The 21,457-nt window shown below is 32.6% G+C and carries 38 protein-coding genes; 11 read left to right on the forward strand and 27 right to left on the reverse strand.

What is annotated here, in order from left to right; genetic code table 11:
- Positions 1-19 precede the first annotated feature (19 nt).
- The 16 genes from CVD28_RS02640 to CVD28_RS02695 all read right to left on the reverse strand — a co-directional run bounded on the left by CVD28_RS02640 (position 20) and on the right by CVD28_RS02695 (position 6,316).
- Positions 20-271 carry a hypothetical protein gene (locus CVD28_RS02640; RefSeq protein WP_101590808.1) on the reverse strand — a complete coding sequence of 84 codons (252 nt, stop codon included), beginning with the start codon at positions 269-271 and terminating at the stop codon, positions 20-22.
- Between the two features lie 65 nt (positions 272-336).
- On the reverse strand, positions 337-798 hold the full coding sequence (locus tag CVD28_RS02645; RefSeq protein ID WP_101590809.1) for a hypothetical protein: 462 nt from the start codon (positions 796-798) through the stop codon (positions 337-339).
- A gap of 40 nt (positions 799-838) precedes the next feature.
- Positions 839-1,000, reverse strand: a complete 162-nt coding sequence (locus CVD28_RS27765) for a hypothetical protein (RefSeq protein WP_180953863.1) — start codon at positions 998-1,000, stop codon at positions 839-841.
- Positions 1,001-1,020: 20 nt separating this feature from the next.
- Positions 1,021-1,368 carry a hypothetical protein gene (locus tag CVD28_RS02650; RefSeq protein WP_101590810.1) on the reverse strand — a complete coding sequence of 116 codons (348 nt, stop codon included), beginning with the start codon at positions 1,366-1,368 and terminating at the stop codon, positions 1,021-1,023.
- Positions 1,369-1,512: 144 nt separating this feature from the next.
- Complete coding sequence (locus CVD28_RS02655; RefSeq protein WP_101590811.1) at positions 1,513-1,713, reverse strand: hypothetical protein; 201 nt, start codon at positions 1,711-1,713, stop codon at positions 1,513-1,515.
- A gap of 108 nt (positions 1,714-1,821) precedes the next feature.
- Positions 1,822-2,076: a hypothetical protein gene (locus CVD28_RS02660; protein ID WP_101590812.1), complete on the reverse strand. Its 255-nt coding sequence runs from the start codon at positions 2,074-2,076 to the stop codon at positions 1,822-1,824.
- A gap of 23 nt (positions 2,077-2,099) precedes the next feature.
- Positions 2,100-2,306 carry a hypothetical protein gene (locus CVD28_RS02665; protein ID WP_101590813.1) on the reverse strand — a complete coding sequence of 69 codons (207 nt, stop codon included), beginning with the start codon at positions 2,304-2,306 and terminating at the stop codon, positions 2,100-2,102.
- Positions 2,303-2,764, reverse strand: a complete 462-nt coding sequence (locus CVD28_RS02670) for a hypothetical protein (protein ID WP_101590814.1) — start codon at positions 2,762-2,764, stop codon at positions 2,303-2,305. The genes CVD28_RS02665 and CVD28_RS02670 overlap by 4 nt, the downstream gene beginning before the upstream one ends.
- A gap of 184 nt (positions 2,765-2,948) precedes the next feature.
- Positions 2,949-3,125, reverse strand: coding sequence for a hypothetical protein (locus CVD28_RS27770; RefSeq protein ID WP_180953865.1), 177 nt, complete (start codon positions 3,123-3,125; stop codon positions 2,949-2,951).
- Positions 3,126-3,282: 157 nt separating this feature from the next.
- A complete protein-coding gene (locus CVD28_RS02675) occupies positions 3,283-3,540 on the reverse strand; it encodes a hypothetical protein (protein ID WP_101590815.1) in 258 nt (85 codons plus the stop codon).
- Positions 3,541-3,555: 15 nt separating this feature from the next.
- Entirely contained in the window at positions 3,556-3,777 is a 222-nt protein-coding gene (locus CVD28_RS02680; protein WP_101590816.1) for a hypothetical protein, read from the reverse strand.
- Positions 3,778-3,813: 36 nt separating this feature from the next.
- Entirely contained in the window at positions 3,814-3,984 is a 171-nt protein-coding gene (locus CVD28_RS27775; RefSeq protein WP_180953866.1) for a hypothetical protein, read from the reverse strand.
- A 40-nt stretch (positions 3,985-4,024) separates the two neighbouring features.
- Positions 4,025-4,183: a hypothetical protein gene (locus tag CVD28_RS27780; RefSeq protein WP_180953868.1), complete on the reverse strand. Its 159-nt coding sequence runs from the start codon at positions 4,181-4,183 to the stop codon at positions 4,025-4,027.
- A gap of 144 nt (positions 4,184-4,327) precedes the next feature.
- Complete coding sequence (locus CVD28_RS02685) at positions 4,328-4,696, reverse strand: hypothetical protein (protein ID WP_101590817.1); 369 nt, start codon at positions 4,694-4,696, stop codon at positions 4,328-4,330.
- A 157-nt stretch (positions 4,697-4,853) separates the two neighbouring features.
- Positions 4,854-5,357 (reverse strand): hypothetical protein, encoded by a 504-nt coding sequence (locus CVD28_RS02690; RefSeq protein WP_101590818.1) that lies wholly within the window; start codon positions 5,355-5,357, stop codon positions 4,854-4,856.
- A 59-nt stretch (positions 5,358-5,416) separates the two neighbouring features.
- Positions 5,417-6,316, reverse strand: a complete 900-nt coding sequence (locus tag CVD28_RS02695; RefSeq protein ID WP_101590819.1) for a hypothetical protein — start codon at positions 6,314-6,316, stop codon at positions 5,417-5,419.
- Positions 6,317-6,679: 363 nt separating this feature from the next.
- Here CVD28_RS02695 and CVD28_RS02700 point away from each other — a divergent pair, with 363 nt between their 5' ends.
- The 5 genes from CVD28_RS02700 (at position 6,680) to CVD28_RS02715 (ending at position 10,860) form a co-directional block, all read left to right on the forward strand.
- Positions 6,680-8,017, forward strand: a complete 1,338-nt coding sequence (locus tag CVD28_RS02700) for an APC family permease (protein WP_257985728.1) — start codon at positions 6,680-6,682, stop codon at positions 8,015-8,017.
- Between the two features lie 83 nt (positions 8,018-8,100).
- Positions 8,101-8,862 (forward strand): SDR family NAD(P)-dependent oxidoreductase, encoded by a 762-nt coding sequence (locus CVD28_RS02705; RefSeq protein WP_101590820.1) that lies wholly within the window; start codon positions 8,101-8,103, stop codon positions 8,860-8,862.
- Between the two features lie 169 nt (positions 8,863-9,031).
- Positions 9,032-9,370: a hypothetical protein gene (locus tag CVD28_RS02710; RefSeq protein WP_101590821.1), complete on the forward strand. Its 339-nt coding sequence runs from the start codon at positions 9,032-9,034 to the stop codon at positions 9,368-9,370.
- Between the two features lie 82 nt (positions 9,371-9,452).
- Positions 9,453-9,599, forward strand: coding sequence for a hypothetical protein (locus tag CVD28_RS27785; protein WP_180953870.1), 147 nt, complete (start codon positions 9,453-9,455; stop codon positions 9,597-9,599).
- 106 nt (positions 9,600-9,705) lie between these two features.
- Entirely contained in the window at positions 9,706-10,860 is a 1,155-nt protein-coding gene (locus CVD28_RS02715; RefSeq protein ID WP_101590822.1) for a hypothetical protein, read from the forward strand.
- A gap of 49 nt (positions 10,861-10,909) precedes the next feature.
- Here the strand turns inward: CVD28_RS02715 and CVD28_RS27790 are convergent, their stop codons facing one another.
- The 5 genes from CVD28_RS27790 to CVD28_RS02735 form a co-directional block, all read right to left on the reverse strand.
- Positions 10,910-11,068 carry a hypothetical protein gene (locus CVD28_RS27790; protein WP_180953872.1) on the reverse strand — a complete coding sequence of 53 codons (159 nt, stop codon included), beginning with the start codon at positions 11,066-11,068 and terminating at the stop codon, positions 10,910-10,912.
- Positions 11,069-11,113: 45 nt separating this feature from the next.
- On the reverse strand, positions 11,114-11,386 hold the full coding sequence (locus tag CVD28_RS02720) for a hypothetical protein (RefSeq protein WP_101590823.1): 273 nt from the start codon (positions 11,384-11,386) through the stop codon (positions 11,114-11,116).
- A 49-nt stretch (positions 11,387-11,435) separates the two neighbouring features.
- Positions 11,436-11,822: a hypothetical protein gene (locus CVD28_RS02725; protein ID WP_142384715.1), complete on the reverse strand. Its 387-nt coding sequence runs from the start codon at positions 11,820-11,822 to the stop codon at positions 11,436-11,438.
- A gap of 155 nt (positions 11,823-11,977) precedes the next feature.
- A complete protein-coding gene (locus CVD28_RS02730; RefSeq protein ID WP_101590825.1) occupies positions 11,978-12,190 on the reverse strand; it encodes a hypothetical protein in 213 nt (70 codons plus the stop codon).
- Positions 12,178-12,942, reverse strand: a complete 765-nt coding sequence (locus CVD28_RS02735; RefSeq protein ID WP_101590826.1) for an HAD family hydrolase — start codon at positions 12,940-12,942, stop codon at positions 12,178-12,180. Before CVD28_RS02735 ends, CVD28_RS02730 begins: the two co-directional genes overlap by 13 nt.
- A gap of 208 nt (positions 12,943-13,150) precedes the next feature.
- On the opposite strand from CVD28_RS02735, the gene CVD28_RS02740 reads away from it, so the two are divergent.
- The 3 genes from CVD28_RS02740 to CVD28_RS02750 all read left to right on the forward strand — a co-directional run bounded on the left by CVD28_RS02740 (position 13,151) and on the right by CVD28_RS02750 (position 14,897).
- Entirely contained in the window at positions 13,151-13,864 is a 714-nt protein-coding gene (locus CVD28_RS02740; protein WP_101590827.1) for a hypothetical protein, read from the forward strand.
- Between the two features lie 178 nt (positions 13,865-14,042).
- A complete protein-coding gene (locus tag CVD28_RS02745; RefSeq protein WP_101590828.1) occupies positions 14,043-14,633 on the forward strand; it encodes a hypothetical protein in 591 nt (196 codons plus the stop codon).
- Positions 14,634-14,705: 72 nt separating this feature from the next.
- Entirely contained in the window at positions 14,706-14,897 is a 192-nt protein-coding gene (locus CVD28_RS02750) for a hypothetical protein (RefSeq protein ID WP_101590829.1), read from the forward strand.
- Positions 14,898-14,997: 100 nt separating this feature from the next.
- Here CVD28_RS02750 and CVD28_RS02755 read toward each other — a convergent pair whose 3' ends face one another.
- The 5 genes from CVD28_RS02755 to CVD28_RS02775 form a co-directional block, all read right to left on the reverse strand.
- The gene (locus tag CVD28_RS02755; protein ID WP_101590830.1) at positions 14,998-15,201 is read right to left on the reverse strand and encodes a hypothetical protein; all 204 of its coding nucleotides are present in this window, start codon (positions 15,199-15,201) and stop codon (positions 14,998-15,000) included.
- Between the two features lie 29 nt (positions 15,202-15,230).
- Positions 15,231-15,509 (reverse strand): hypothetical protein, encoded by a 279-nt coding sequence (locus CVD28_RS02760; RefSeq protein ID WP_101590831.1) that lies wholly within the window; start codon positions 15,507-15,509, stop codon positions 15,231-15,233.
- A 488-nt stretch (positions 15,510-15,997) separates the two neighbouring features.
- Positions 15,998-16,210 (reverse strand): hypothetical protein, encoded by a 213-nt coding sequence (locus tag CVD28_RS02765; protein ID WP_101590832.1) that lies wholly within the window; start codon positions 16,208-16,210, stop codon positions 15,998-16,000.
- 28 nt (positions 16,211-16,238) lie between these two features.
- Complete coding sequence (locus CVD28_RS02770) at positions 16,239-16,646, reverse strand: hypothetical protein (protein ID WP_101590833.1); 408 nt, start codon at positions 16,644-16,646, stop codon at positions 16,239-16,241.
- 366 nt (positions 16,647-17,012) lie between these two features.
- Entirely contained in the window at positions 17,013-18,581 is a 1,569-nt protein-coding gene (locus CVD28_RS02775; protein WP_101590834.1) for a hypothetical protein, read from the reverse strand.
- Between the two features lie 254 nt (positions 18,582-18,835).
- On the opposite strand from CVD28_RS02775, the gene CVD28_RS02780 reads away from it, so the two are divergent.
- Genes CVD28_RS02780 through CVD28_RS02790 form a run of 3 tightly spaced genes read left to right on the forward strand, consistent with a single transcriptional unit; the run spans position 18,836 to position 19,980 of the window.
- Entirely contained in the window at positions 18,836-19,192 is a 357-nt protein-coding gene (locus CVD28_RS02780) for a hypothetical protein (RefSeq protein WP_101590835.1), read from the forward strand.
- Positions 19,193-19,209: 17 nt separating this feature from the next.
- Positions 19,210-19,536 (forward strand): hypothetical protein, encoded by a 327-nt coding sequence (locus CVD28_RS02785; RefSeq protein WP_101590836.1) that lies wholly within the window; start codon positions 19,210-19,212, stop codon positions 19,534-19,536.
- A 36-nt stretch (positions 19,537-19,572) separates the two neighbouring features.
- Positions 19,573-19,980 carry a DUF4240 domain-containing protein gene (locus CVD28_RS02790; protein WP_101590837.1) on the forward strand — a complete coding sequence of 136 codons (408 nt, stop codon included), beginning with the start codon at positions 19,573-19,575 and terminating at the stop codon, positions 19,978-19,980.
- Positions 19,981-20,031: 51 nt separating this feature from the next.
- Here CVD28_RS02790 and CVD28_RS02795 read toward each other — a convergent pair whose 3' ends face one another.
- Positions 20,032-21,351 carry a hypothetical protein gene (locus CVD28_RS02795; protein WP_101590838.1) on the reverse strand — a complete coding sequence of 440 codons (1,320 nt, stop codon included), beginning with the start codon at positions 21,349-21,351 and terminating at the stop codon, positions 20,032-20,034.
- Between the last annotated feature and the right edge of the window lie 106 nt (positions 21,352-21,457).

Below are 21,457 nucleotides of genomic sequence, written 5' to 3' on the forward strand. Positions count from 1 at the left end.
GTTTTACCAAAAATATTATTCAATCATTATCCTCATTATCATCTTCTGTTGTGAAATATTCGGAAAACTCACTACTGTTTTTAATGAACTCGCTTAAAGATTCCATGACTCCCACAGTATCTTCTACATGTGTTTCATTTGGATTTTGCTCCGCTAAAACTTCGTATATGTGAGTCAATTCAGGTGAAATTTCCACTTTTTCATTACGTGCTGTGTAATAAAGTGCTTTAAAGATGATATCAGCTTGTATTGTATTGATAGAATGTTTCATTTGAATACCCCTTTTTAATTATTCTTATACCTGTTAGTTTGTTTTTTCTTCATCTATTCTATATATTAAATAGAAATGCAATACTTTTTAAATGTGTCAAAATTCAACGGTGGAATCCAATCAAATGAATGATTTACTGTATCCCAAAATTCTGATTCGTCACTAATTCCAAATTTCTCTACACGTTGAATATTTTTTGTCATTAATTCCAAGCAACTATTAAACAAATCTTCAATACCACAATCTCTGTATTGTCGATAAGTATATAATTCATTGTTTAAATACACTCCGACACTTCCACCAAAGTAAATAATACTTAATTTCGTATCCTTTGCATGTACCTTTCCCCATTCTTCACTCTTTGTCCCAACCATAAAGTAAACCCTTTGATTTTCTTCATTCATATAATTACTCATAGGTTCAAAAGAATAACCTTGTTCACGAAGTTCTTCTACCTTTTTAAAGATTTCACTTGGTAGTGAACTTTCTAATTTAATTTGTTCTTGAACTCTTTTTAATTGCTTCATTTTATCTCTTCCTTTTCCTTTTATTTAATTCTTTTTCCTGTTAGAATTCGCCATCCCACATTAATTCTTCTTTAATACACCATACACCGTTTTCATCTTGATACATGCCTAACGTATTAAATTCTTCTTCTACTTCACCCATATTCATTCGGTGTTCTTCTGAATCTGTTGAATAAACGATATTTACATTATCTTGTGCCATTGTTAATTCGCTCCTTTTCCTTATCGAACTTCCATGTAGTAATTAAATCCACCATAAGCTCTGTCCAGATTAAATGTAATCCCTTTCTCACGTAAGAACTGAACCAATTTATCACGTTGCGTTAATGTCATAAATAGACAGTGACGACCTGACCACTTATCTTTTTCCAACTCTAAACCTGGTAAATACATCAATTCATTCATTTCATGAGTAGAAAATTGAGTTTGACGACTGTATTTGGATAAATGACCGCAAATATATTGAGCAAATTCCTTAAACAGATTTTCTGTTACTGTAAAACATCCTCTGTAATACGTGCCATCTTCACTCCATGTTTGTTTGTTAAAGCTAATCTTTACCTGTTTCATCAAAAACGCCTCCTAAATTATGTATTCTAAAGAGAATACCTACTATATAAAAACTCTTTCTATAGTAGAAAAAAACACACCCATTTATAACGGATGTGTTTATTCCAGCATAGATTTAAAGGATACCTTTATGAATCATGTATATCAGCTTAATGCTAATAGAACATCATCAAAGAGAAGTTTTAATTCCTCAATGGTTGTACCTTTTTCCTCATATTCCTTGTAGATACTTACCAATTCAACTGCAGTATCATCAGTGATTTCCCCACTTTTGATTTTGTTTTCTAAAATCCCAACCTTTACAGCTAAATGGTTCTTTAATTGTTCTTTTTCAATCGTATTCATTATGTTTCCCCTTTCAAAAATCATACCTTTTATCAAAATATCTATCAGACTCATGACTTAACATAGTATATCTACTACTTAAAATCAATAATTGACCTGTAATGTGCCTTAATGAAAGAACATGTTCTTGTTTACTTTCTTATTTATTTTCCTAATGACATCCCAGTTTTTGGGGTCACTGATTCGATAAGAATACTCTTTATGCCAAATATTTATTCTCTCAATATCCGTTTCAGTTAAGGTTTCATAAGGATTTCTTTCTTTTTTCGCCTTAACGTAACCGTTTCTAAATCCAAAACGATATACAATGAGCAAACAAGGTACAAAAACAATGGTTAATGCAATTGTGATAAATTCAAACATATAATCACCTTTTCTTTCCCACTTTATAGTTGGATATATTTCTTACCTTCCTCTGTTAATCGAACTGCTCCATGAAGAAAAGTAGAATGGTGATAGATTTCTACCAACCCTTTCTTTTCTAAAGCATAAATCGTTCTCTCTTGAAACGCATCTTTCGGGTGATGCTTTCCATGTTTATATGGTTGTAAAAGAGATTCTAATACCTTTTGTTGAGTTTCTGATACCTTCATTGTGCAATTCCCCCTGTAACCAATTGTGATAGAGTTCGTGTTTCATAACCCTCAATTTCCGTATAGTATGTTCCATTTTCATTGGATATAAGACTGCGTTTAATCGTTCTTTCTCCTGATTGGTCATATACATTAATACTGAAATTCTTTTCATCTGTAATGTCCACGTCAATTCTCAAAGGACAAAAAGAAGAACGATTTTCAATCTTCCAGACTACTAAAAGGGTTCTTGACGTTCCACTGTAACCTAACTGACTATCATGTAAATACGAAATGGTATAAAATAAACCATCTGTATCATATTTGTGGTCAGACAGTACAGGTAAATCTAAAAAATCTTCACAAACAAATGATGAAAGAAGCAATAACCCAAATTGATATTTGCGTATTTCTTTCTCTTCCAAGTGCGGAAGTTTTGGCTTACCTGTTTCGACCATTTCTTTTAGTGTTTTGTTCATATCACTATCTCTCCTTTTGATTATGTACCTATAAATAGATACTTCCTAATTAGTCATTCTAAAAAGAACGCCTTTTATATAAAGTCTGTTATTATTATAGGGAAAAGGTCTTCTTTTATAAGAGAATGGTCTTTCTTTACAATCAAAAAAGACAGAGGATAATTCCCCTGTCTACTTGCTCCATTTAATAACTATTCATTGGATTAGCGGTTGCGTGTCCGTAAATTTTACGACCTCTTCCTTCCTCCACTTCCGTAACTCGATACCAACGATTGGTTTCGTCATCTCTAATAATATCGTTTTTACTTGGTTTATATGAGAAAGAAAATATCTTTTCCCCATTAACATAAAACGGATACATATTAACACTCTCCTTCTTTAACGCTTTTTTTAGCCTTGTTATAGGTGCATAGCATACATGTTTGTGGTCGCACCCCTAAATCATCGTCAATAATAATATATACTTTGTCATCCTGTTCACTGGTTGGATGATTGCATTTCTGACAAAATCCCATTTTTTATACCCTGCCTAACAATGGTTTATCTTCGCCATAATAATCAGCAAAAGAAACTTTTAGAAACTCAAATCTTTCTTCTACGACTTTCTTCTGTTCCTCTGGCAACCAATCAATAATATCCAGCACTTCTTCGTATCTCGTTTGGTTCTCAATACGTTGAAGATATTCCTGGTTGGTTTTTGGTTGTGGAACGTCTATAAACAACGCCCGATAGAGATTATATTTCTTTTCTGCCAACCTTTTTAAAAATCTCTCCATTTTTGTTTCTCTCCTTTAGTCCTTTTGATATGAGAAATCTAAATAGTAATAAGGTACAACTCTGTGACCTTTTTTTTCATTGTAGATGTGAACATATCCGTTTTTATCTCTCTTGGATGTAACGATATATTCACCAGTGAAACTTGAATCCACTCGATTATTCCAAAATACAGTTTCTCCGATTCCGTAAATAGTGCGTAACCACCATTTTTTTATGGCATTTAGATAATCCTGCACGTTTTGACACTCCCTTTTTGTATGAATGACATGAACTTATTTAAATGGATAATCTCCCCATGTAGGATACGAAACAAAGTCTTTGGATACAATGGCAATATGCTTATCATGGAGTCGCTGTACAAGAAGTTTTCCTTCTTCTATATGAGCGATGACTTCACACATATCATCATTCATGAGTTCTGCTTCATAGTCATTTCGATTCATCTTTACGATAACCTTTTTTTAAATAAATGTGTTTTTATGATTAGACTAACTCAATCTTTGTGCATGTTTGCATATTGTCTTCAACCGAGCCAATATTAAAAACTTTTCCTACAAAATAGTCTTCTGCTTGTTCAAACGTAGCATTAATACCTGTTGTAATGGTGTCTCCATTTTCATAATAACATTTTACTGTAATCATGTTTATCCCTCCGATAAGTACATTCTAAATAGAATCCCTAATATATGTGTAACCCTATATTATAAGGTGTTGTCCTGTCAGTTATAAGACACGTATCCAAAAAGAAACAGCCTACGTTCAATCGTAAGCTGTTGTGGTATGAAACTATGCTACTGGTGTGATTTCCAAAACTAATGCAACCGTTTTGTTGTGTTGCTTCAGAAAAGATTCGTCACCCAAACGTCTCATAAGATTAAAAATAGGAAGTAAAATTTCCTTAGAGATAGCTTGATAAATCGCTTCTTCTTCTACCGAAAAAACAGAACCTTTATCTTTTTCTGCTTTCATTTTCCAAATCATTTGGTCATACATAGCAAAAGTATCCCATAATTCATCTAAGGTGTCAGGGTCATTGTAATCTTGTTCTGAACCTAACCACAATTTATCCAATTCCAATTGTTGTTTCGTTTGAGAACACCATTCTCGCATCGCCCATTCTTCTTCTGTTGCTTTCATTTCCTGTTCTACTGTCATGATTATCCCTCCGATAATTGGTTCTGTAAAAGAACACCTGATTGATATATACGAACCTTATATTATAGAAGGAATCGTTTCTTTATATAAAAAAGACACGCAGTTTCCTGTGTGCCTTTCTTCTTTTGGCTATTTACAAATAGAAGTCCTATTTTAGTTATTTTAATTTGTAATCTTCTGGATTGCGAGAGCGTTTTTTGATAATCATGGCAATGTTACTTTTTGAAACGCCATACTTTTTCGCTAAATCGGCATAGCTTACCTTGTTCTCACTATATTGATTTGAACCAAATTCGTTTCCCTCATAGGCTTTTAGTATTTCTTCTATTTGCTCATTGGTCAAGACAGCCCTTTTTTTGTGTCCTTCCCCTTGAATTAAATCTTTACGTTCTACCAAAGATAGATTGCTCGGATAAACATTCAATAAATTGCCATCCTTTGCGATAACACATAGATTTTCATTGTCTAAATCAAAGGGTTCAATGAACAACCAATACATTAATCTCGTCAATATGAAATTCCTACGTTTCCCATCGACTAATAATCTTATTTCATACCGCCCATTCCTTGCACGTTTGGATAATTCTTTTCCATAGCGATTTATTATCGTTCCATCTTCATATATCTTGTAATCAGAAAAGATTCGATAATCCTCATTCACTTCTCGCTCACTCCACTCTAAACAGAACTAACATTTCATTATTTAATACAACTTTTCCCTTAAAAGTGTCCCTCTTTCGCCCATTTTTTAACTAAAGTAGCAAAGAAATCCGCTTTCTCTACGTTAAATAGACAACATTGACACATTCGTAGATATTTTCCGCTTGTTGTTGGCTGAAACAATTCATTTGCAATTAATCCACCTGTTAAAGCGGAAGTAAGTACATGAAAGAAATCATCAATATTATGCTGGTCATCCACTACATAAAACTCCAACACATAACATTCAGGATATCCGTTATTTGCTGGAATAGTTTGCACTTTAATGGTCTTTAAAGCAGGAATCTCCGATAATGTTTGTTTCAAATCAGCAAAGATAGCCGAAGCCTCTTTCTTTGGTGTTGGGAAACGAACTTCATCCATCATATCATTAAACAAATATCCATTGCTGATTGCCTTTTGTACTTGCTTATCAATAATCTCTTGAACATTCGTATTAATTGATAATTCTTTTTGCGAAAACTCACGAAGAGCTTCTTCTAACGCTTCGATAGAGCGGTGGCTTTTAAGGGAAACCGTCAAGTATTTTTGGAAGTTCGGAACATCTACGCCTGTTGCCGAGTGTCTGTTTATTGCCTGTACTTCAAAACTGTAATTCAAGGTTGAAATTTTCTTTTTCAACTTTTCTAATAGGAATCCAGCCAATTCATCCAGCAGTTCAAACGCATTATACAAAACTCCAATGGTTAGATAAGGAACTGGTGTATGAGTAGAGTTAATCTCTCCTCCTTGACCCTGACAAGAGCTTTGAGTTAAAAAATAAGGCATATCATTTACAATCTTCACACATTCTTCTATCTTCTCATCCAGTTTGACCATTGAAGGAAGTTTAGAAAGAAATTCATTCTTTTCATTTTCTGTTAAAATTAATTGGTTTTTGGGAAAATAATTATCGTTCATTTTGCTCTCCTTTTTTATCCTGTTTTTAGTATGTAATAGATAATATCTATATCCATTATACATTAAAATGATTTGATTGTAATTTTTTTTTTACACTTTTAGTAATTTTGGTAAGGGTTTAATTAGTTATCTTTATTAAGAAAGGCACAAACATTAAAGTGTGAATACTATTGTTTATATTACATACTATAAAAAAGCTTTTTTGATATAAGTCTCATTAAAGAAGGCGAAAAACCTTCTTTTTTATATAGCCAATAAAAAATAATAAATTTTTATTAAAAGTTATTGACTATAGTCTATATACGATGTATATTATTTAAAGTCACCAAGAGCACCACAAAACAAAAAGGAGGTATATTTATTTTGCAACAAACAGAATTAAAAAGAAGTTTATCCATGAAGAATCTAATCATCTTCGGTATGATTACGATGTCTCCACTCGCTCCATTCCAAGTATTCGGCTCGGTATCACAAGCCAGTTATGGAATGGTTCCGTTAGTCTATTTAATCGGTGCAATCTTAATGTTCTTTACTGCACTCAGCTATGCACGATTCAGTAAAGATTATCCAGTAGCAGGTTCACTTTATACTTATGTAAGTAAAGGGATTAATCCACATGTTGGATTTGTTGGTGGATGGACAATGTTATCGGACTACATGTTCGTACCAGCTTTATTAGTGTTATTTTCAAGTACATGGCTTAATGCCTTGTTCCCTGATTTAAACACATTTATCATCGCTGTAGTGATGATTGTTATTACAGGTTTAATCAACATCAAAGGTGTTGAATTAAATGCGAAAGTAAATACAACTTTATTCTGGTTACAAATTGTTGCAGTAGTAGCATTTGTAGGATTAGCAATCAAATTTGTATTTATTGATGGTTTAGGATTTGGTGGTTTCTCAATCTTACCAATTTTCCAAGCAGAGCATATTAGCTGGAGCTTCGTAGCTTCTGCAACTTCTATGATTCTATTAGGATTCGTAGGTTTCGATGGTATCAGTACCTTAGCTGAAGAAACTAAAAATCCACAAAAAACAATTGGTAAAGCGACAGTATTAGCTTTAGTAACAACAGCGATGATTTTCTTCGTTCAGTCTTACTTAGCTTCATTAGCTCATAAAAACTATATGGATTTAAACCCTGATATGGCATTATTCGATATTGCTCGTGAAATTGGCGGTTACTGGTTCTATGTAGCTTTAATCTTCATTAACGTAGTAGCAATTGGTATTGCTGTAACACTTAATATTCAAGCTTCATTCTCTCGTGTACTTTATTCTATGGGTAGAGATAATGTAATTCCTGGTTCTAAATTCTTAGGAACATTACACCCTAAATTTAAAACACCAGTAAATGCAATCATTTTCTCAATGCTTGTTTCTGTAATTTTCATTTCAACATTAAGTTTAGGAACTATTGTGAGCTTTGTAAACTTCGGTGCAGTAACTGCGTTCGCAGTATTAAACCTTGCTCTTATTATCCATTTCTACTTCAAGAAAAAACAACGTGGAGTAAAAGGATTCTTCTTCCACTTATTATTCCCATTCATTGGGTTCGCAGTTTGTGCGTTTGTGTGGACAGGATTTGACAAATTAACTATGACTGTTGGTTTATCTTGGATTTTAGTTGGTGCAGTTATTGGATTCATTAAATCTAAAGGATACAAACAAGCTGGACCTAATATTGACAATATGTAAAAACACTTTCGGGAAGGAATAGTTACTATTCCTTCTCAAACTTTTTAAAACGAAAACTGATGATTATGAAGGAGGAAATTTTTATGAAATTAAAAGATAAAGTAGCAATCGTAACAGGTAGTGCAAGAGGTATTGGAGAAGCAATCGTTCGTGATTTTGTTAATCAAGGAGCAAAAGTAGTCATTTCCGACATTTTAGAAGCGGAAGGAAAAGCACTTGAAAAAGAACTGCAAGGACTTGGACATTCGGTTTATTTCTTCAAAACAGATGTTTCATCTGAACAAAACGTACAAGAGCTTGTTGCTTTTACTGTAGAGAAGTTTGGAACAATTAATGTTCTATGCAATAATGCGGCCATTAACATTCCAGGTTCGGTTGTTGAACTAACAGAAGATATTTGGGATAGAACAATGGATGTCAATGTGAAATCTCAATTCTTAGTATCGAAACATGTTATCCCTGTCATGAAAAAGGCTGGTGGCGGTTCAATTATTAACACTGCTTCTGCTAATAGCTTTGTTGCAGAGCCACGACTTTCAGCTTATGTAACTTCTAAGGGAGCTATCCTGATGCTTACAAGAGCAATGGCATTAGATTTTGCACTTGATAATATCCGAGTGAACTGCATTTGCCCTGGTTGGGTTGACACTACCTTAAATGATGCTCACGCAGACCTATACGGTGGTCGAGAAGCGGTATTAAAAGACCTTGCTTCTGTTCAGCCTATTGGTCGCCCTATTGCTCCAATGGAAATTGCAAAAGTGGCTACCTTCTTAGCTTCGGATGATTCTTCTTGTATGACAGGCTCACCAGTTATTGCAGATGGTGGCTTTACAGCACTATAAGAACATAAAAACAAGACGACTATTTAAAGTTGTCTTGTTTTTTAATGTAAGGCAAGTTTAAGGCATTTTGGTCAAAGCTCTTGTTATATTTCCTATTTAATAGAGTATAATATGAAGTCTTTTATATAAAAGGATTATCAAAAAACAGATAAAATTTGGAGGAATTTACATGAAACAAATTAACGAAACGGTAAAATTCATCGAGGAAAAGATTTTAGAAATTACAGGCGGTCTTCCTATTGCAGTAGTAGAACAAGTACGAGAAACTGATGCTATTGTTATTTATGAAGGTAAACATTTATATGCTATCTCTAATCAAAAACTTGAAGGTGGTAGTGTAGTATCAGTATCAGGTACATCACAAGTTCCAGCAAAAGCTGAAACGATTGAAATGGGTTTATTGCCATTCAATCACAATGCAGTTGTTGTAGAAGCTGTATTAGACCCTAAACAAGCTGAATTTATTAAAACGATTCTTATTGCGAAGAACTACATTCAATTGATTTAATTCTTCAGATTTCGTTGACAATAGTCAACATAAATGATAAATTTATATCATAGTATGATTCGTATTAAGAGGAGATGTTAACGTGAATAAAAAAGTCAAAACTATTATTATTGCTACCGTTGTAATCGGAATTGTTGCTTGTGTGATTGGAGTAGTTGAAGCTACTCGTGTTCCCTATGTTGAAGGAACATTGAATCAACTTGTACATGATTATTACGCAAACAAATAAATAGTATCATAAAAGCCCTTCTATAATAGAAGGGCTTTTATGTATTTAGATTCTTTATTGAGATATGATAAAATATAGGAAGAAATGGAATGGAGGCTTTGAAATCATGAGTACAGCAAACTCATTATCACTTTTAATAGAAAAGCAATGGGAAGCCTTTTTACGTATATCAAGTAGCAAAGATTATGCTAATCGTATAGAAAGACAGAAACATCTAAGTGACCTCTACAAACAATTGTTTCAAGAAGACCCCTTTAATCGTTTTGCCATTCGGAATCAATCATGGAAAAAAGATTTTGGTCATGTCCATGTATCATTTGAAGCACCTGATTTTCAAACACAAGGAGATAGTTTTTTAGAAAGTTCTCCACTAAATCTGCATTGTACCCTACATACAGACAAAGAAGATTATACCCTCATAATTCCTTTACATCGTCACAATATGGAGCTTTATTTATATGGAATTTTGACAACCAGCACATTACCTTCCCTTTTATCAAACATAGATGGTTGTTTTATTGCAAGACCCTTTAATGAACCGACTTCTTATAAATGGATGATAAGACACGAAGATTTCCTTGATTCCTTATATCCAGAAGAATATGAATGGGTAAACGAGCTAACTAACGCCTGTCTCCTTGCTTTTGAAGACCTAAATGTTCTACATCTACAACAAATATTTTTTAACGGAAAACTACGCTATTCTATCGGAGACTTAGAATTATTAAAAGCGTGGAGTTATGGATATATTTATACCTCTGATACTCATAAAGGAAAACTTTACGATTCTTTTTCTTTCAAGGACTTTTGTAGTTGGGCGAAAAATTCAGAATACAAATACGGTATGAATTTACGGATAAAAGACCTTTCATATGGGTTTAATCCCTTTAATTGCGAATGGATTATTGAAAAAGAACCTACTCCTTCATGGTTTGAATTAAAAGAGGGAGAAGAAACACAAGTTGAAGGGATATTAACAATAGAAAATCATAACCTTCCCATAGACGTGATAAAAACACGAAAAAAATGGGGTTGGAAGGATTCAGATTATCTCCTTCCTGTTAGAGAAAAGGCAAACATTCAATCAGCCTACACAAACCAGGTTTTTACTATAAATGGAGAAAAAAGAACATTAAAGGAATGGTCAAATCTAACGTATATTCCTCTTGCTATCCTCATTAGTCGGATTCATAATGGTTGGAATATGGATGATTTACTATCAGATAGCCCAAAAGAAACACCTGCAAAACGGAATAAGTAAAAGAAAATAGCCCTTCTATTATGGAAGGGCTATCCTGTATGTTCGTTCATTATGCCTTTTGAATTAATACGAATCCATTCATTTCAATGTCGCTGTAAAACGTACCATTATAGGCTTCTAACTCTTTCATTACAGCAGGAACATGTTCCTTTTCTACAATGGTTTCACCTGTATAAACGACTAATTCTGCTTTATATTTGGCATCCACTTTTCTATACCTCCTTTTTTAAACTCTTATCTCTTCTACTATGTACTATTTGACTAAATCGTACATCATATCAGTGGAAATTTTCTCCATTGAGTCTGGAAGAACCTTTTCATTTAAAGAAACATATAAGTCTTCAATCTCTTTTTTCTTTTTAGGTGATTTTCTGTGAAGATATTCACCAGCTAATTTTTTAAACAAATGCAACTCATTTGATAGATTATCTTTTGTTGATTTCTCTTGTTTGGTACTAATTTCAATACCCTTTTTCCATTTTGATATTGATAGTATATCTTCTTTCTTATTCTTTTCTATCTTCATTACCTCCTCAAAGTTTGTTTTCAATCTATTATTTCTTGCTCTTTACCCCTTAAATATACATTCCGATTTCAAATCCAACGATAATCCCATCGTCTTGCAATTTTTTCAATACTTCATTCACTTTGTAGTAAACGCCTTTTGCAATAGAATGTTCTTTGTTTTTCATTAAAATGGCTTGATAATCATATGGTTGCAAGAAATCTTCATCCAATATATCTATATTGGTAATCTCCAACGTCTCTTTATCGACTGATAGATTAAAACTAATGTCGTTCCCTACACTTCTGCAATAGTATAAAGTAGGTTCGTGATGGTTCGTAAATCCATACTTCAATAAGGATTCTGCAGTTTGATTTCCACTAATTTTAATATGTTTATTAAATCCTTTAGGCGTTAAATCTTCTTCTTTAGGCTCTATAATGACAACATCGTACACTCTACATATCTCCTTCCTTTGTTCTCCCATGATACTATTTATCTTATTTTCTCTTTTCGCCTCATTTTCTTTCGCTCTACTATGAAATTTTTCAGTAGCTTCTTCACTTAATTTAGGAGGCTGTCTGGTGAGTGAACTAATGATAATCACCTTCTTTACGATTTTTTCAATGCTTTTTCACGCCTCTTGTCACACCAATAACAAAGGGCAATATCTTCCCTTTTCTTTTTGTATAACGTCACTACGTCTTTTTCACATTGAGGACATTTCTGTTTGTCGTATTTCACTGTCAACCCCCCCCTTAATTGTGTTAGAGTCATAACACTAATTTGTTTAAGAAGGTTTTTATCTTCTATTATTTCAAGCAAGAAATAACCTCCTCGATAGAATGAATAACTTGAAGTGGTTGATTTGTTCTATCAATTTGGTAATGGTCAAACGCCCATGTATCCCTTTCTAAGTGAATAGCACTCATTCCTACTTCTAAGGCAGGGTAAATGTCACTCTTTAAAGAGTTTCCTATCATATAGGCATTAGAAGAGGTGATTTCTCTCTCATTTAGCAATTCTTTTAGTACAACTGGATTTTTCATTGGGACAATAATAACTTCATTAAAGAATGAAGATAATTTGGCATCCAATACTCTTTTTTCTTGTATAGCAACTGTCCCTGCAGTCAACAGCATAAGAGAATATCCTTCCTCTTTTAACTTTGTGAGTGTTTCATACGTGTGAGGATAGGTTTCAAGAGCGGTTTCGTAAAGACTATATGCCAATGTATAAATATCTCTTTTCGTTTCTTCTTGAATGATGTGTTGAGATGCTTTGGCGTACCATTCATATGTTTGTACCCAACTGGTCGGAAATCGTTCAGGTGAAAAACCCATCTGCTTCACATTTTCTAAATCTATTTCATTCATTTTATCAATGATTTCCTTCGGGCTTTCACTTAAAGATAGGATGCTGATAATTCGATTGGCTACTAAAAGAGACGTTTGGTTGAATAGCTCTTGCGTAGGAATCAATGTATCATCCATATCAAAAATTAATACAGGCTTAATTATGTTCCCCTTCTTTCCAATTGCTTTTCCGACTTTAGATGGAAGAATCACTTTTTTCATATTTTTTACCCTGCCCTTTTCTGTTTATGTAATAAATTTAAATTATATATAAATCATACCATTTTTATTGACTATATTCAATGGAACATGACTTATTTAATCTGTGAAAACCACCGTTTTATAATATGTGAACAAAAATGTATAATATAAGGTAATCTATAAACAAGGGATTCTATTGAATGTACTTAATAAGGAGAGGGTTTTTACTATGGATTTTCAAAAGGAATTAGAATTTTTAAAGGAAGCGACAGTCGGTTTATTTAATAAGAAAGGTGTTTCATTTGATTTTGGAGCAAAACCATATTCTACAGGTGGTCATGTCGTTCGGATTCTTATTGTCAATGGTGATTCATCGACACATGGAAATCATCAACGATTAGAACTATCTTATCTAACTGCTAAAGATACGATTCATGTATCCTTGCTGAATAATTCTGTTACTTATGAAAAAGTAAGCAAAGAGGTAAAAAAAGAGGTAATTCAGTCCTATATGAATGAATTGCTGGATTCTCCAAGAGGAAAAGGCGAAAAATCCTTTTCAGAAGAAAATGATGTGATTGATTTTTACGCTATCTTAAATACCTTATCTGACCAAGTGTTTTCAAATGATTTCTTTGAATTCAACAGTTGGAAAAAAACGATTTATCTACATGAGGAACTTAAGGTAGGATATAATGCGTTGAACAATGAGCTACATGTTCATGGTGGAGTTGGAAGTGTTGCAAAAATGGGTGATTTGCATGACATTACAGCTTCTATTGAATTGGGAACTCTTCCAGAAACAAATAAAACATATATGAATGTTCATTCAAGTATTGCACCTTCACCAACCTATCCAAAAGGGGTATATGAAGAGGCAACAGTAGATATGTTCGTTCAATCGGTTATCGAACAGTATCAAGGTGCTTGGAATAAAAAATAATTCATAAAAATGCTAAAGACCTATCTATTTATTTAGAGGGTCTTTTGTATTTCATGATAATTTGTCTAATCATCAGATAGGGATACCCTGCTATAATGGATTAACAAATCCTGAATATAATGGTCATATAGCAATCAATTCGGAGTCATATAGACAGTTTATATAAGGGGAGATTTTTATGGATTATAGAGGAATGGTTGAAGTTGTAAAACAGGTAACTGGATTAGACGTTCCAGTTTATTTCTCTGATATGGAAGCCAATTGCATTGGTAGTCCTTATTTTGGAATTGGAAACCACAGCATAGATATTTGGGATGAAGTAGGTGAAGACTTATTCGATGACCCTATGTTTGAGCTTACCGATTTCATTGAAAACAAGCATTTGAAATACTATCATGTGGGATTACCTGATAAAATCATGAAAAAAGATGACGACTTTCTTTACACTGTAACAGAGGAGCAATTAAGAGAAAATGGTATTGCTATAACCTTAACAAGACCTCTTTTAGAGACCTTTGTTATTCTTCATGAATTTGGACATGCTCATGAACTGTTTGTTTCTTATGAAGGAAATGTAGAGAAATATCTGCAGGAAACAACTGAAGAAAACAATCATACCAGCTATCAAATCCGAGCTTATGGATTAGGTGGTACGGAAAAAGGATTGCGACTTCATAAGTCCACTGCAACAGAGAAATATGCTGACGCTTTTGCGATTCAACACTTTCAAAAAGTCATAAAAATAGGAATCGAACAGCATTTGTTTTAATGCGTAAAAGGACTGATAGTTGGTTATCGGTCTTTTTCCTTTATTAGAGTATTCATTGAGAGGAGGTTGTTTATGTTTTCAGCAAAGTTAGTATCAGTTCTTTTGTTTCTGCTCGTTCTTTTGTTGTTTTTTATGCACAGGGTATGTAGTAAGATAAGCAATGAGACGGAACGAGAAGCATTTGAAAGTATGTTTACGTATGCTGAGATTCTGGCACTTTTGGCGTTTATGATGTCATTAGGCAATTTATTTCACCTTTTTTAAAGAAAAGAGACTTTGTTTCTCTTTTTTTACATAGAAAAAGACCGCAAAAACGGTCTCCTCGATTCTTTAAATAACAACAATCTTGTCAAATTTCAATGATTTACCTATCCCATCCTAAACTTCTTGCACCAGTATTGTAATTATCCCAACATTCCGTTCTAAGACCCTCCAAAAATTCTTCCAATTCTTCTTTTGTTCGTTCTTTTTTCGGGCTTTTTTCTGGTTTTCCTTCCCATAAGAAATCTTGAATCTCTTTTGCGATTTCCTCATATCCTTCAACCATATCACGTTGAACACTACTCATGATTCCTGCTCCTTTCTATCTACCCTTTTTTAATTCTTTTCATTTTCAGATAAATCAACCTCAATATAACCCGATTTATATGTCCCAAATAGTTTACTAAAGAAAGTTGCATTGTTATATAGCTCTTCTTCCGTTACCATCGGTTTCCAATGAGGGCATTTAATGATTCCTGGTAACTTAGTTCCACGTTCCTCAACAGCTTTTTCATTAACACACCACCAAGATTGAGAAGCCTGACAAAAGTTACAATCAAAACAACTTTTTCTATCACTATCAGGTGTTCCATTTATAGCCATACCTAATTTCATTTTTTCTCCTCCATAATAAATTCTGAATAGAAATCCTAATCTATAAAACTCTTACTATAGTAAGAAAAAGGCAATTTATTTATTCAACAAAAAAGTGTCTGTTAATTTGTTCACTACTCCCATAGAAAGTTAAACTTTTCGAGTTTTTTAATTGTCTTTTTGAGAATACGTTTTTTCTTTGTTCTGTTATGAATGTTAATCAACGTATCAAGTTCTTTGAGGTAATCAAAAGGCATATTTTACTTTCAACTCCCAATGTCGAATTATTACTTTTTGAATAATTTATAGTTCCCCTTCATTTTTATGTAAGTTAAGTCTGCTTATAGGTTAAGATTACCATATTCATAGACTATATTCAATAAAATATGGTTATTTACAATTATAGGGCTGTATTAAAGATATTTAATAGGTAAAAGCAAAACCCACAAAAAATTGATTTTCTGTGGGCTTCATTATTGCTTAATACGCTCTATTTTACTAAATTCTTTTTAATAAACCAATTTGGTTTCTTTCCCACACATGACACAAATCACATCCATTGCATCTGGTTGGTTTTGGTGACAATAAAATAGCCCATTTGAGTTTTGCTCAATGCTTTCAGATAGGTCAAGTTCTTCCTTCTCCGTAAATTCGGATGGTTTTAGTTCTACCTTTCCTTCACTTCCACAATCACACTTCATATACAACGTCATGTTTAACATAAAATAGTATCTCCTTTTTTAATTCTGATTAAATAGATTCTAAAGAAATCCGTACTTGTTTTCCCTTTTGAATTTTATCGATGTTTGTTCGCCATAACTCATAATTTTGTGCTTCCATGACCATCTCTCTTAAAGAGACGTTCAGCCATTTATGGATATAAGCGTCAAAGTCAGAAAGGTTCTCATGATAAATCCCTTTTTTCCTAATCGCAAATCGACCAAAATGTTTGTATTCACGATATTGTTTGACATGAGCTAATCCATATGACCAAATTTCAAATCCGTTATCATATAGCTCTTGAACCAACTCGTTTTTTCCGTAATCATGAAAATAATCACGAAATGACAGACACAACACTTTGTTCAAAATTAAATTATTGATACTCCCTTTTTCTTCTTGTCCTAAATAAAGAATATGTTCCACTAATGTATTCATATTATCCACTCCTGCCTTTTCTCCATTTACTTCTATAAAGTCCCTTACTTATGGCTTTGTAGTATTATAGTTTCTTTCAAAACTCTATTATTCCAGCACTCTTTTTAAAATAAAAACTGCTTCTATTAAATTGTCAGACTATTTCTGTCAGACGAAGTGTTGTGGAGCTATGTATATAAAAGTGTATTTCGATTCGCCTGAGAGAGCGAAAATAATTCCATGATAGAATGGAATAACAAAAATGGTTTATTCTCCTTTTTATATATAGATACTTAAATTTATAGAAAAAGACCGTAAAATACGGTCTCTAACAGCAAATATCTGGATAACGTCACCAAATCTCTATTTGGCGACATTTTTATAGCATTACATCGCTATTTTTTGACCTTCTTCAAGTATTTGTTCGTAATCTTCTTTGTAGTACCACAAATATCCTTTATACATGTGTCCACTTATTTTATTGCGATATTTACCTCTACATGCTTTTCCAACAGAAGAAATATCAAATTTATATAAGTTCACATCCTTCAACATATAATATTCCGAAATTATGTGACCTTCCATATCTATTTGAATAACTGGCTTTATATTCTTTGGTTCTTTTTTACAACTTAATTGGTCTTGCATAATGACTTCTGAAGGTTTTATGAATTTATTTTTTGTTAATAAATTTTCATAATCTGCTTTATAATACCAAAGATAATTACGATATTCGTGTCCTTTTGTACTATAGCTCCCTCTACTGGCTTGTATGATTCCATTCATGTTGAATCCTATAATTTCAGATGCAGAAGTATATTCTTTTACAAAATCTCCATTAATGCTTAATTGAACAACCCCTTTTTTTGAATCATGATTTATAAGCAGACCTTTAGATATTGCATTAGATATTGATGTTGGTGTACATCTGTTTCCAAGCATATTAGAAATTTCAAGGTAAGTGTATTTGTTTTCATCTAATAATTGTTGGGCTTTCCTTAAATCCCAAGCTCTTCTATTCAACCCGACATATCCTTTTGGTTTTGTTAATAATTTTCTGTTAATACAGCTTGAGATGACATGTGGTTTTATTCCTAATTTCTCTGATATTTCCTTAAAAGTGTGAAATTCATTTAATGATGCTTGTGCTTCTTTTAAACTCCAAGTACGAGTAGTGTCTTTATTCATATCAACAAAATTAGGTATTTTGTTTAAAAAGGGAAAAAACAACTGTATAGCTTCTAAAGGAGTATAATCTCTACTATCTAAAGCAATATACTTATAATCTTTTTCTAAAGCATACACTTTCTTTTTTTTATCGTGGTTTTTTCGTTCCTTTTCATCATGAAATGCCGATTGACATTCAATAACTAAATTAAAAGAGGGAATATAAATGTCATACCTACTAACTCCTCCTTTTTGACCTCTAAACCCCAAATCTACTTCCCATTCTGTATCTGGATGAAAGTGTTTGAATACTTGTTTTAAAACTTTTGCCATGAATGATTCTTTCCGATTACTGGAACAACAAATACATTCCTGTGTTCCACGTAAAATATTATTAGGTGTAACATTCCAATCTTGACCACAGGAAGGGCAAACATGTAAGAGGTTTTCTGATACTTTCTTATAAAAATGACCTTCTTTTACTTTCACTGGACTCCTAATTTCTTTTAACGCACTAATGTATTCTTTATGAGTTTTACATCTTGTTTGGTAAACTATATTTCTTGTTTTTGCGGTTTCTTTATTTCTACATACTTTGCATTTTTTTGTTTTTTCATTTATCAAATTAAAAGCATTTACATAAAATTCAGTGTTACACAAGGTACATTCACATAATACCTGATACTTGTTTATATTATTATTTTTACCTATATTTTTGACTTTCCAATAACCAAACATCTCTTCATTTTTTATATCCTTTGGACTTCGTTTCTTTATATCACGACACATTTGCATCAGACCTCACAATTTAGTCAAAATTTATTTTATTTAATCTATAGTCGATAAACATTCTAAAAGAAAAAGGAATAGTCTCCTATCCCTTTTCGTATATAGTCCAGTATATCAAGTTTGTACACTATAGTCTATAAAACTATAATTTTTAACAATAGGGATTACGTGTGCTTCTTCTCCATTTTTTAGCAAACATTTTGTATAATGAAAATAAAGAATGAAACAGAATAAAATACCAAAGGATGATTAATATGAGTCATGGTTTAAATAAAGAGCAAAGATATGACTTTATGGTAGCAGTATTAAAAAAACACGCTCATGCCTACCCTCTTATGACAGATGACCAACTGCGTGATTATGCGGAGCTTATCCATATCTTTTTAAATACAGATAATGATACATCTCAAAAAGGTGCGGTTGCCACTATGATAGGACATGTGGAAAATGCTACATATATGAACAGAGCTAAAGAAAAGGCTATTGAAGCAGGAGAACATCATAAAGCAATTAAAGTTGCAAAGAAAATGATTGAGAAAGGTTATACATATGAAGAAATTCACGAATTAACAGAATTGGCTTTAGAAGAGATTAACCAAATTACTCTTTAGTAAGGAGAAATATATAGATGGATAATAGTAGACTAATTAGAAATTATGGATTAGAGGTAGATGAATTTGAAACAAGCCCATTTGAAGCATTACATATGTTACATATAAGGAGTTGTTTAGAAAAGATTATTCAGCAACTAACATACGAAGAAAAACTTAAACTATACACTCATGATATGAAGTTAATTCAAAATGCGAAGAAAATGGTAGAACGTATTCAGGAAATTTATAATTTTTCGTTATCAAAAGAACCTTTTACTGAATGGTGGTGGCATTTAGATAAGGTTGTGACAGGTGAAATTTCTTTCAGCGTAAGCATAGATGTTCAGGTAAATGCAGTATAATAGAAGATATTAAGAATAGAACAGGAGTTGCATAACATGGAGCAATTAATGTGGAAAGTAATCGAAGAATCAAAAGCAGGAAAAGAGTATTGTCATAATGAAGAACAATATCAGAATTTACTAAAGGTATTAGGTCAATATGACAAAGCAACTATCAAAGGTATATACGAAGAGTGGAACAAGCTGTATCAATCCTTTAGTAAAAGTGTTGAATTCAATAAACTGCATTGGAGCAAAGGTGGGATTGTTAATGCAGGGGATGACGGATTCTATATGGATTTTGGTAACTGGTTAGTTGCACAGGGCGAAACACTATATAAGGAATTTAAAGAACGTGGTCATCAAGCAGTTCTTGATTATGTGAAGAAACATAATCTTGATGAAAGTGAGTATCGGTATGAATGTATGATTTATGCGTTCCACCAATTTGATGCTCTTGACTAATAAGGTTATGTAATGAGAGGGGTTAAATAACTCCTCTTTTTTATGTGTAGATTAAGCGGAAATGCCTCCTCCACCTTCTTCTCCTTTTACTCTGGCTCTGTCCCAACCTGAAGCACTTAAAATGCTAATCGTTTTTGGTGGATTCAGCTTCACAAAGTCTTCCGATTTCGATTTACATACGGTAGCAAAAGGACACTCTGCACAATTCTGATATAAATGGTGATTGGATAAAAACTTGTTTTTCTTAATGATTTCATTTCCTTTGGGGTGCATACAAGGAATGTACTTCTTTTGAAATTGAATAGTATTTCCTTTGCAATGAGGGCATTTCTTCACTGCTTTGCTTTTTGCAACAAACTCTTCCTCACAATCTTCGCAAGTAAATAGATACATGTTTTCTATACAAAATTCTTTTCCAATGATTCGGTAGACTAAGTAATCCAATAAACAAGGACTTTCTATACATTCATCTGGATATTTCTCTTTCCATACTTCCCATACCGTTCTCCATGCTTTTTCATTCATTTGATAGATTAAATCATGCTGATGGTCAAAAATATCAAAGAAACTGGATACTAAAGGTATATCGGTCTTTAAAATTCCTGTCCGTAAAGCTACTTTCATCGTGTTGGAATCACTGGCTACACCAATTTTCTCAAAGTTCTTTACATCTTTCCAGATATTCAATACGACCATATCCCGAATAAACATATCTGCCTTCTTATCTTTAATCCCTAATCCCTCACTGTTTATAAGAAACTCTTTCACTTTCAACACATCATTGTCACACATAAAAGCTAAATCTATTGCCTCAATCTGATAATCTATTAATAATTTGGCACTTGCCTTTAAGAATTTGATTCGTTTATCTCTTTGTTCCAATGTAATGCCTGTTTCTTTTAAAAAGGTTTCGGGCTTTTCATAGATAAATTCTTTATCAAATAGATGGGGCTTCTTTTTATAAACCTTTAATATCTTTTCAATTTCTAAATCCATTTTAAAATCTTGGGAAGCAGTAAAATATCGAACCTGACAAATGGCTTCATTTGATAGCCCATATGTCTCATAAATACTATAAAAATGAGCTTTTGATTCTTTATATAATTCGTGAAAAACATCAGCAAGTTCTTTGCATTTATTTCGATTAATTGTAGGATTTAAAATATCCTGGTGACGTTGTTCCCAAAATTTATGGAAATCAGAGATATATTCAAAGCTCTTTCCTAATGCTTGGGTATCTCCAATACCTTCATAATTCGTATATAGATATTGATTTAACAGGGAGATGACTTTTCTTTGTTGTTCAATCGTTACCTCTTCTGCGTCTTTTATATTCATTATTTCTAATAATCCTTGTATAAATCTTTCCAAAAATAAAACGACCTCCTATGTCAAATCTCGTTGATTATAGTCAATGATATGACAAAATTGGTCGCTTCATCTATACAGTTTTGGTTCTATACAGTTTTAGAAAATG

Origin of the sequence: Bacillus sp. M6-12, assembly GCF_002860285.1 — a bacterium.
Taxonomy (GTDB): Bacteria; Bacillota; Bacilli; order Bacillales; family DSM-1321; genus Peribacillus.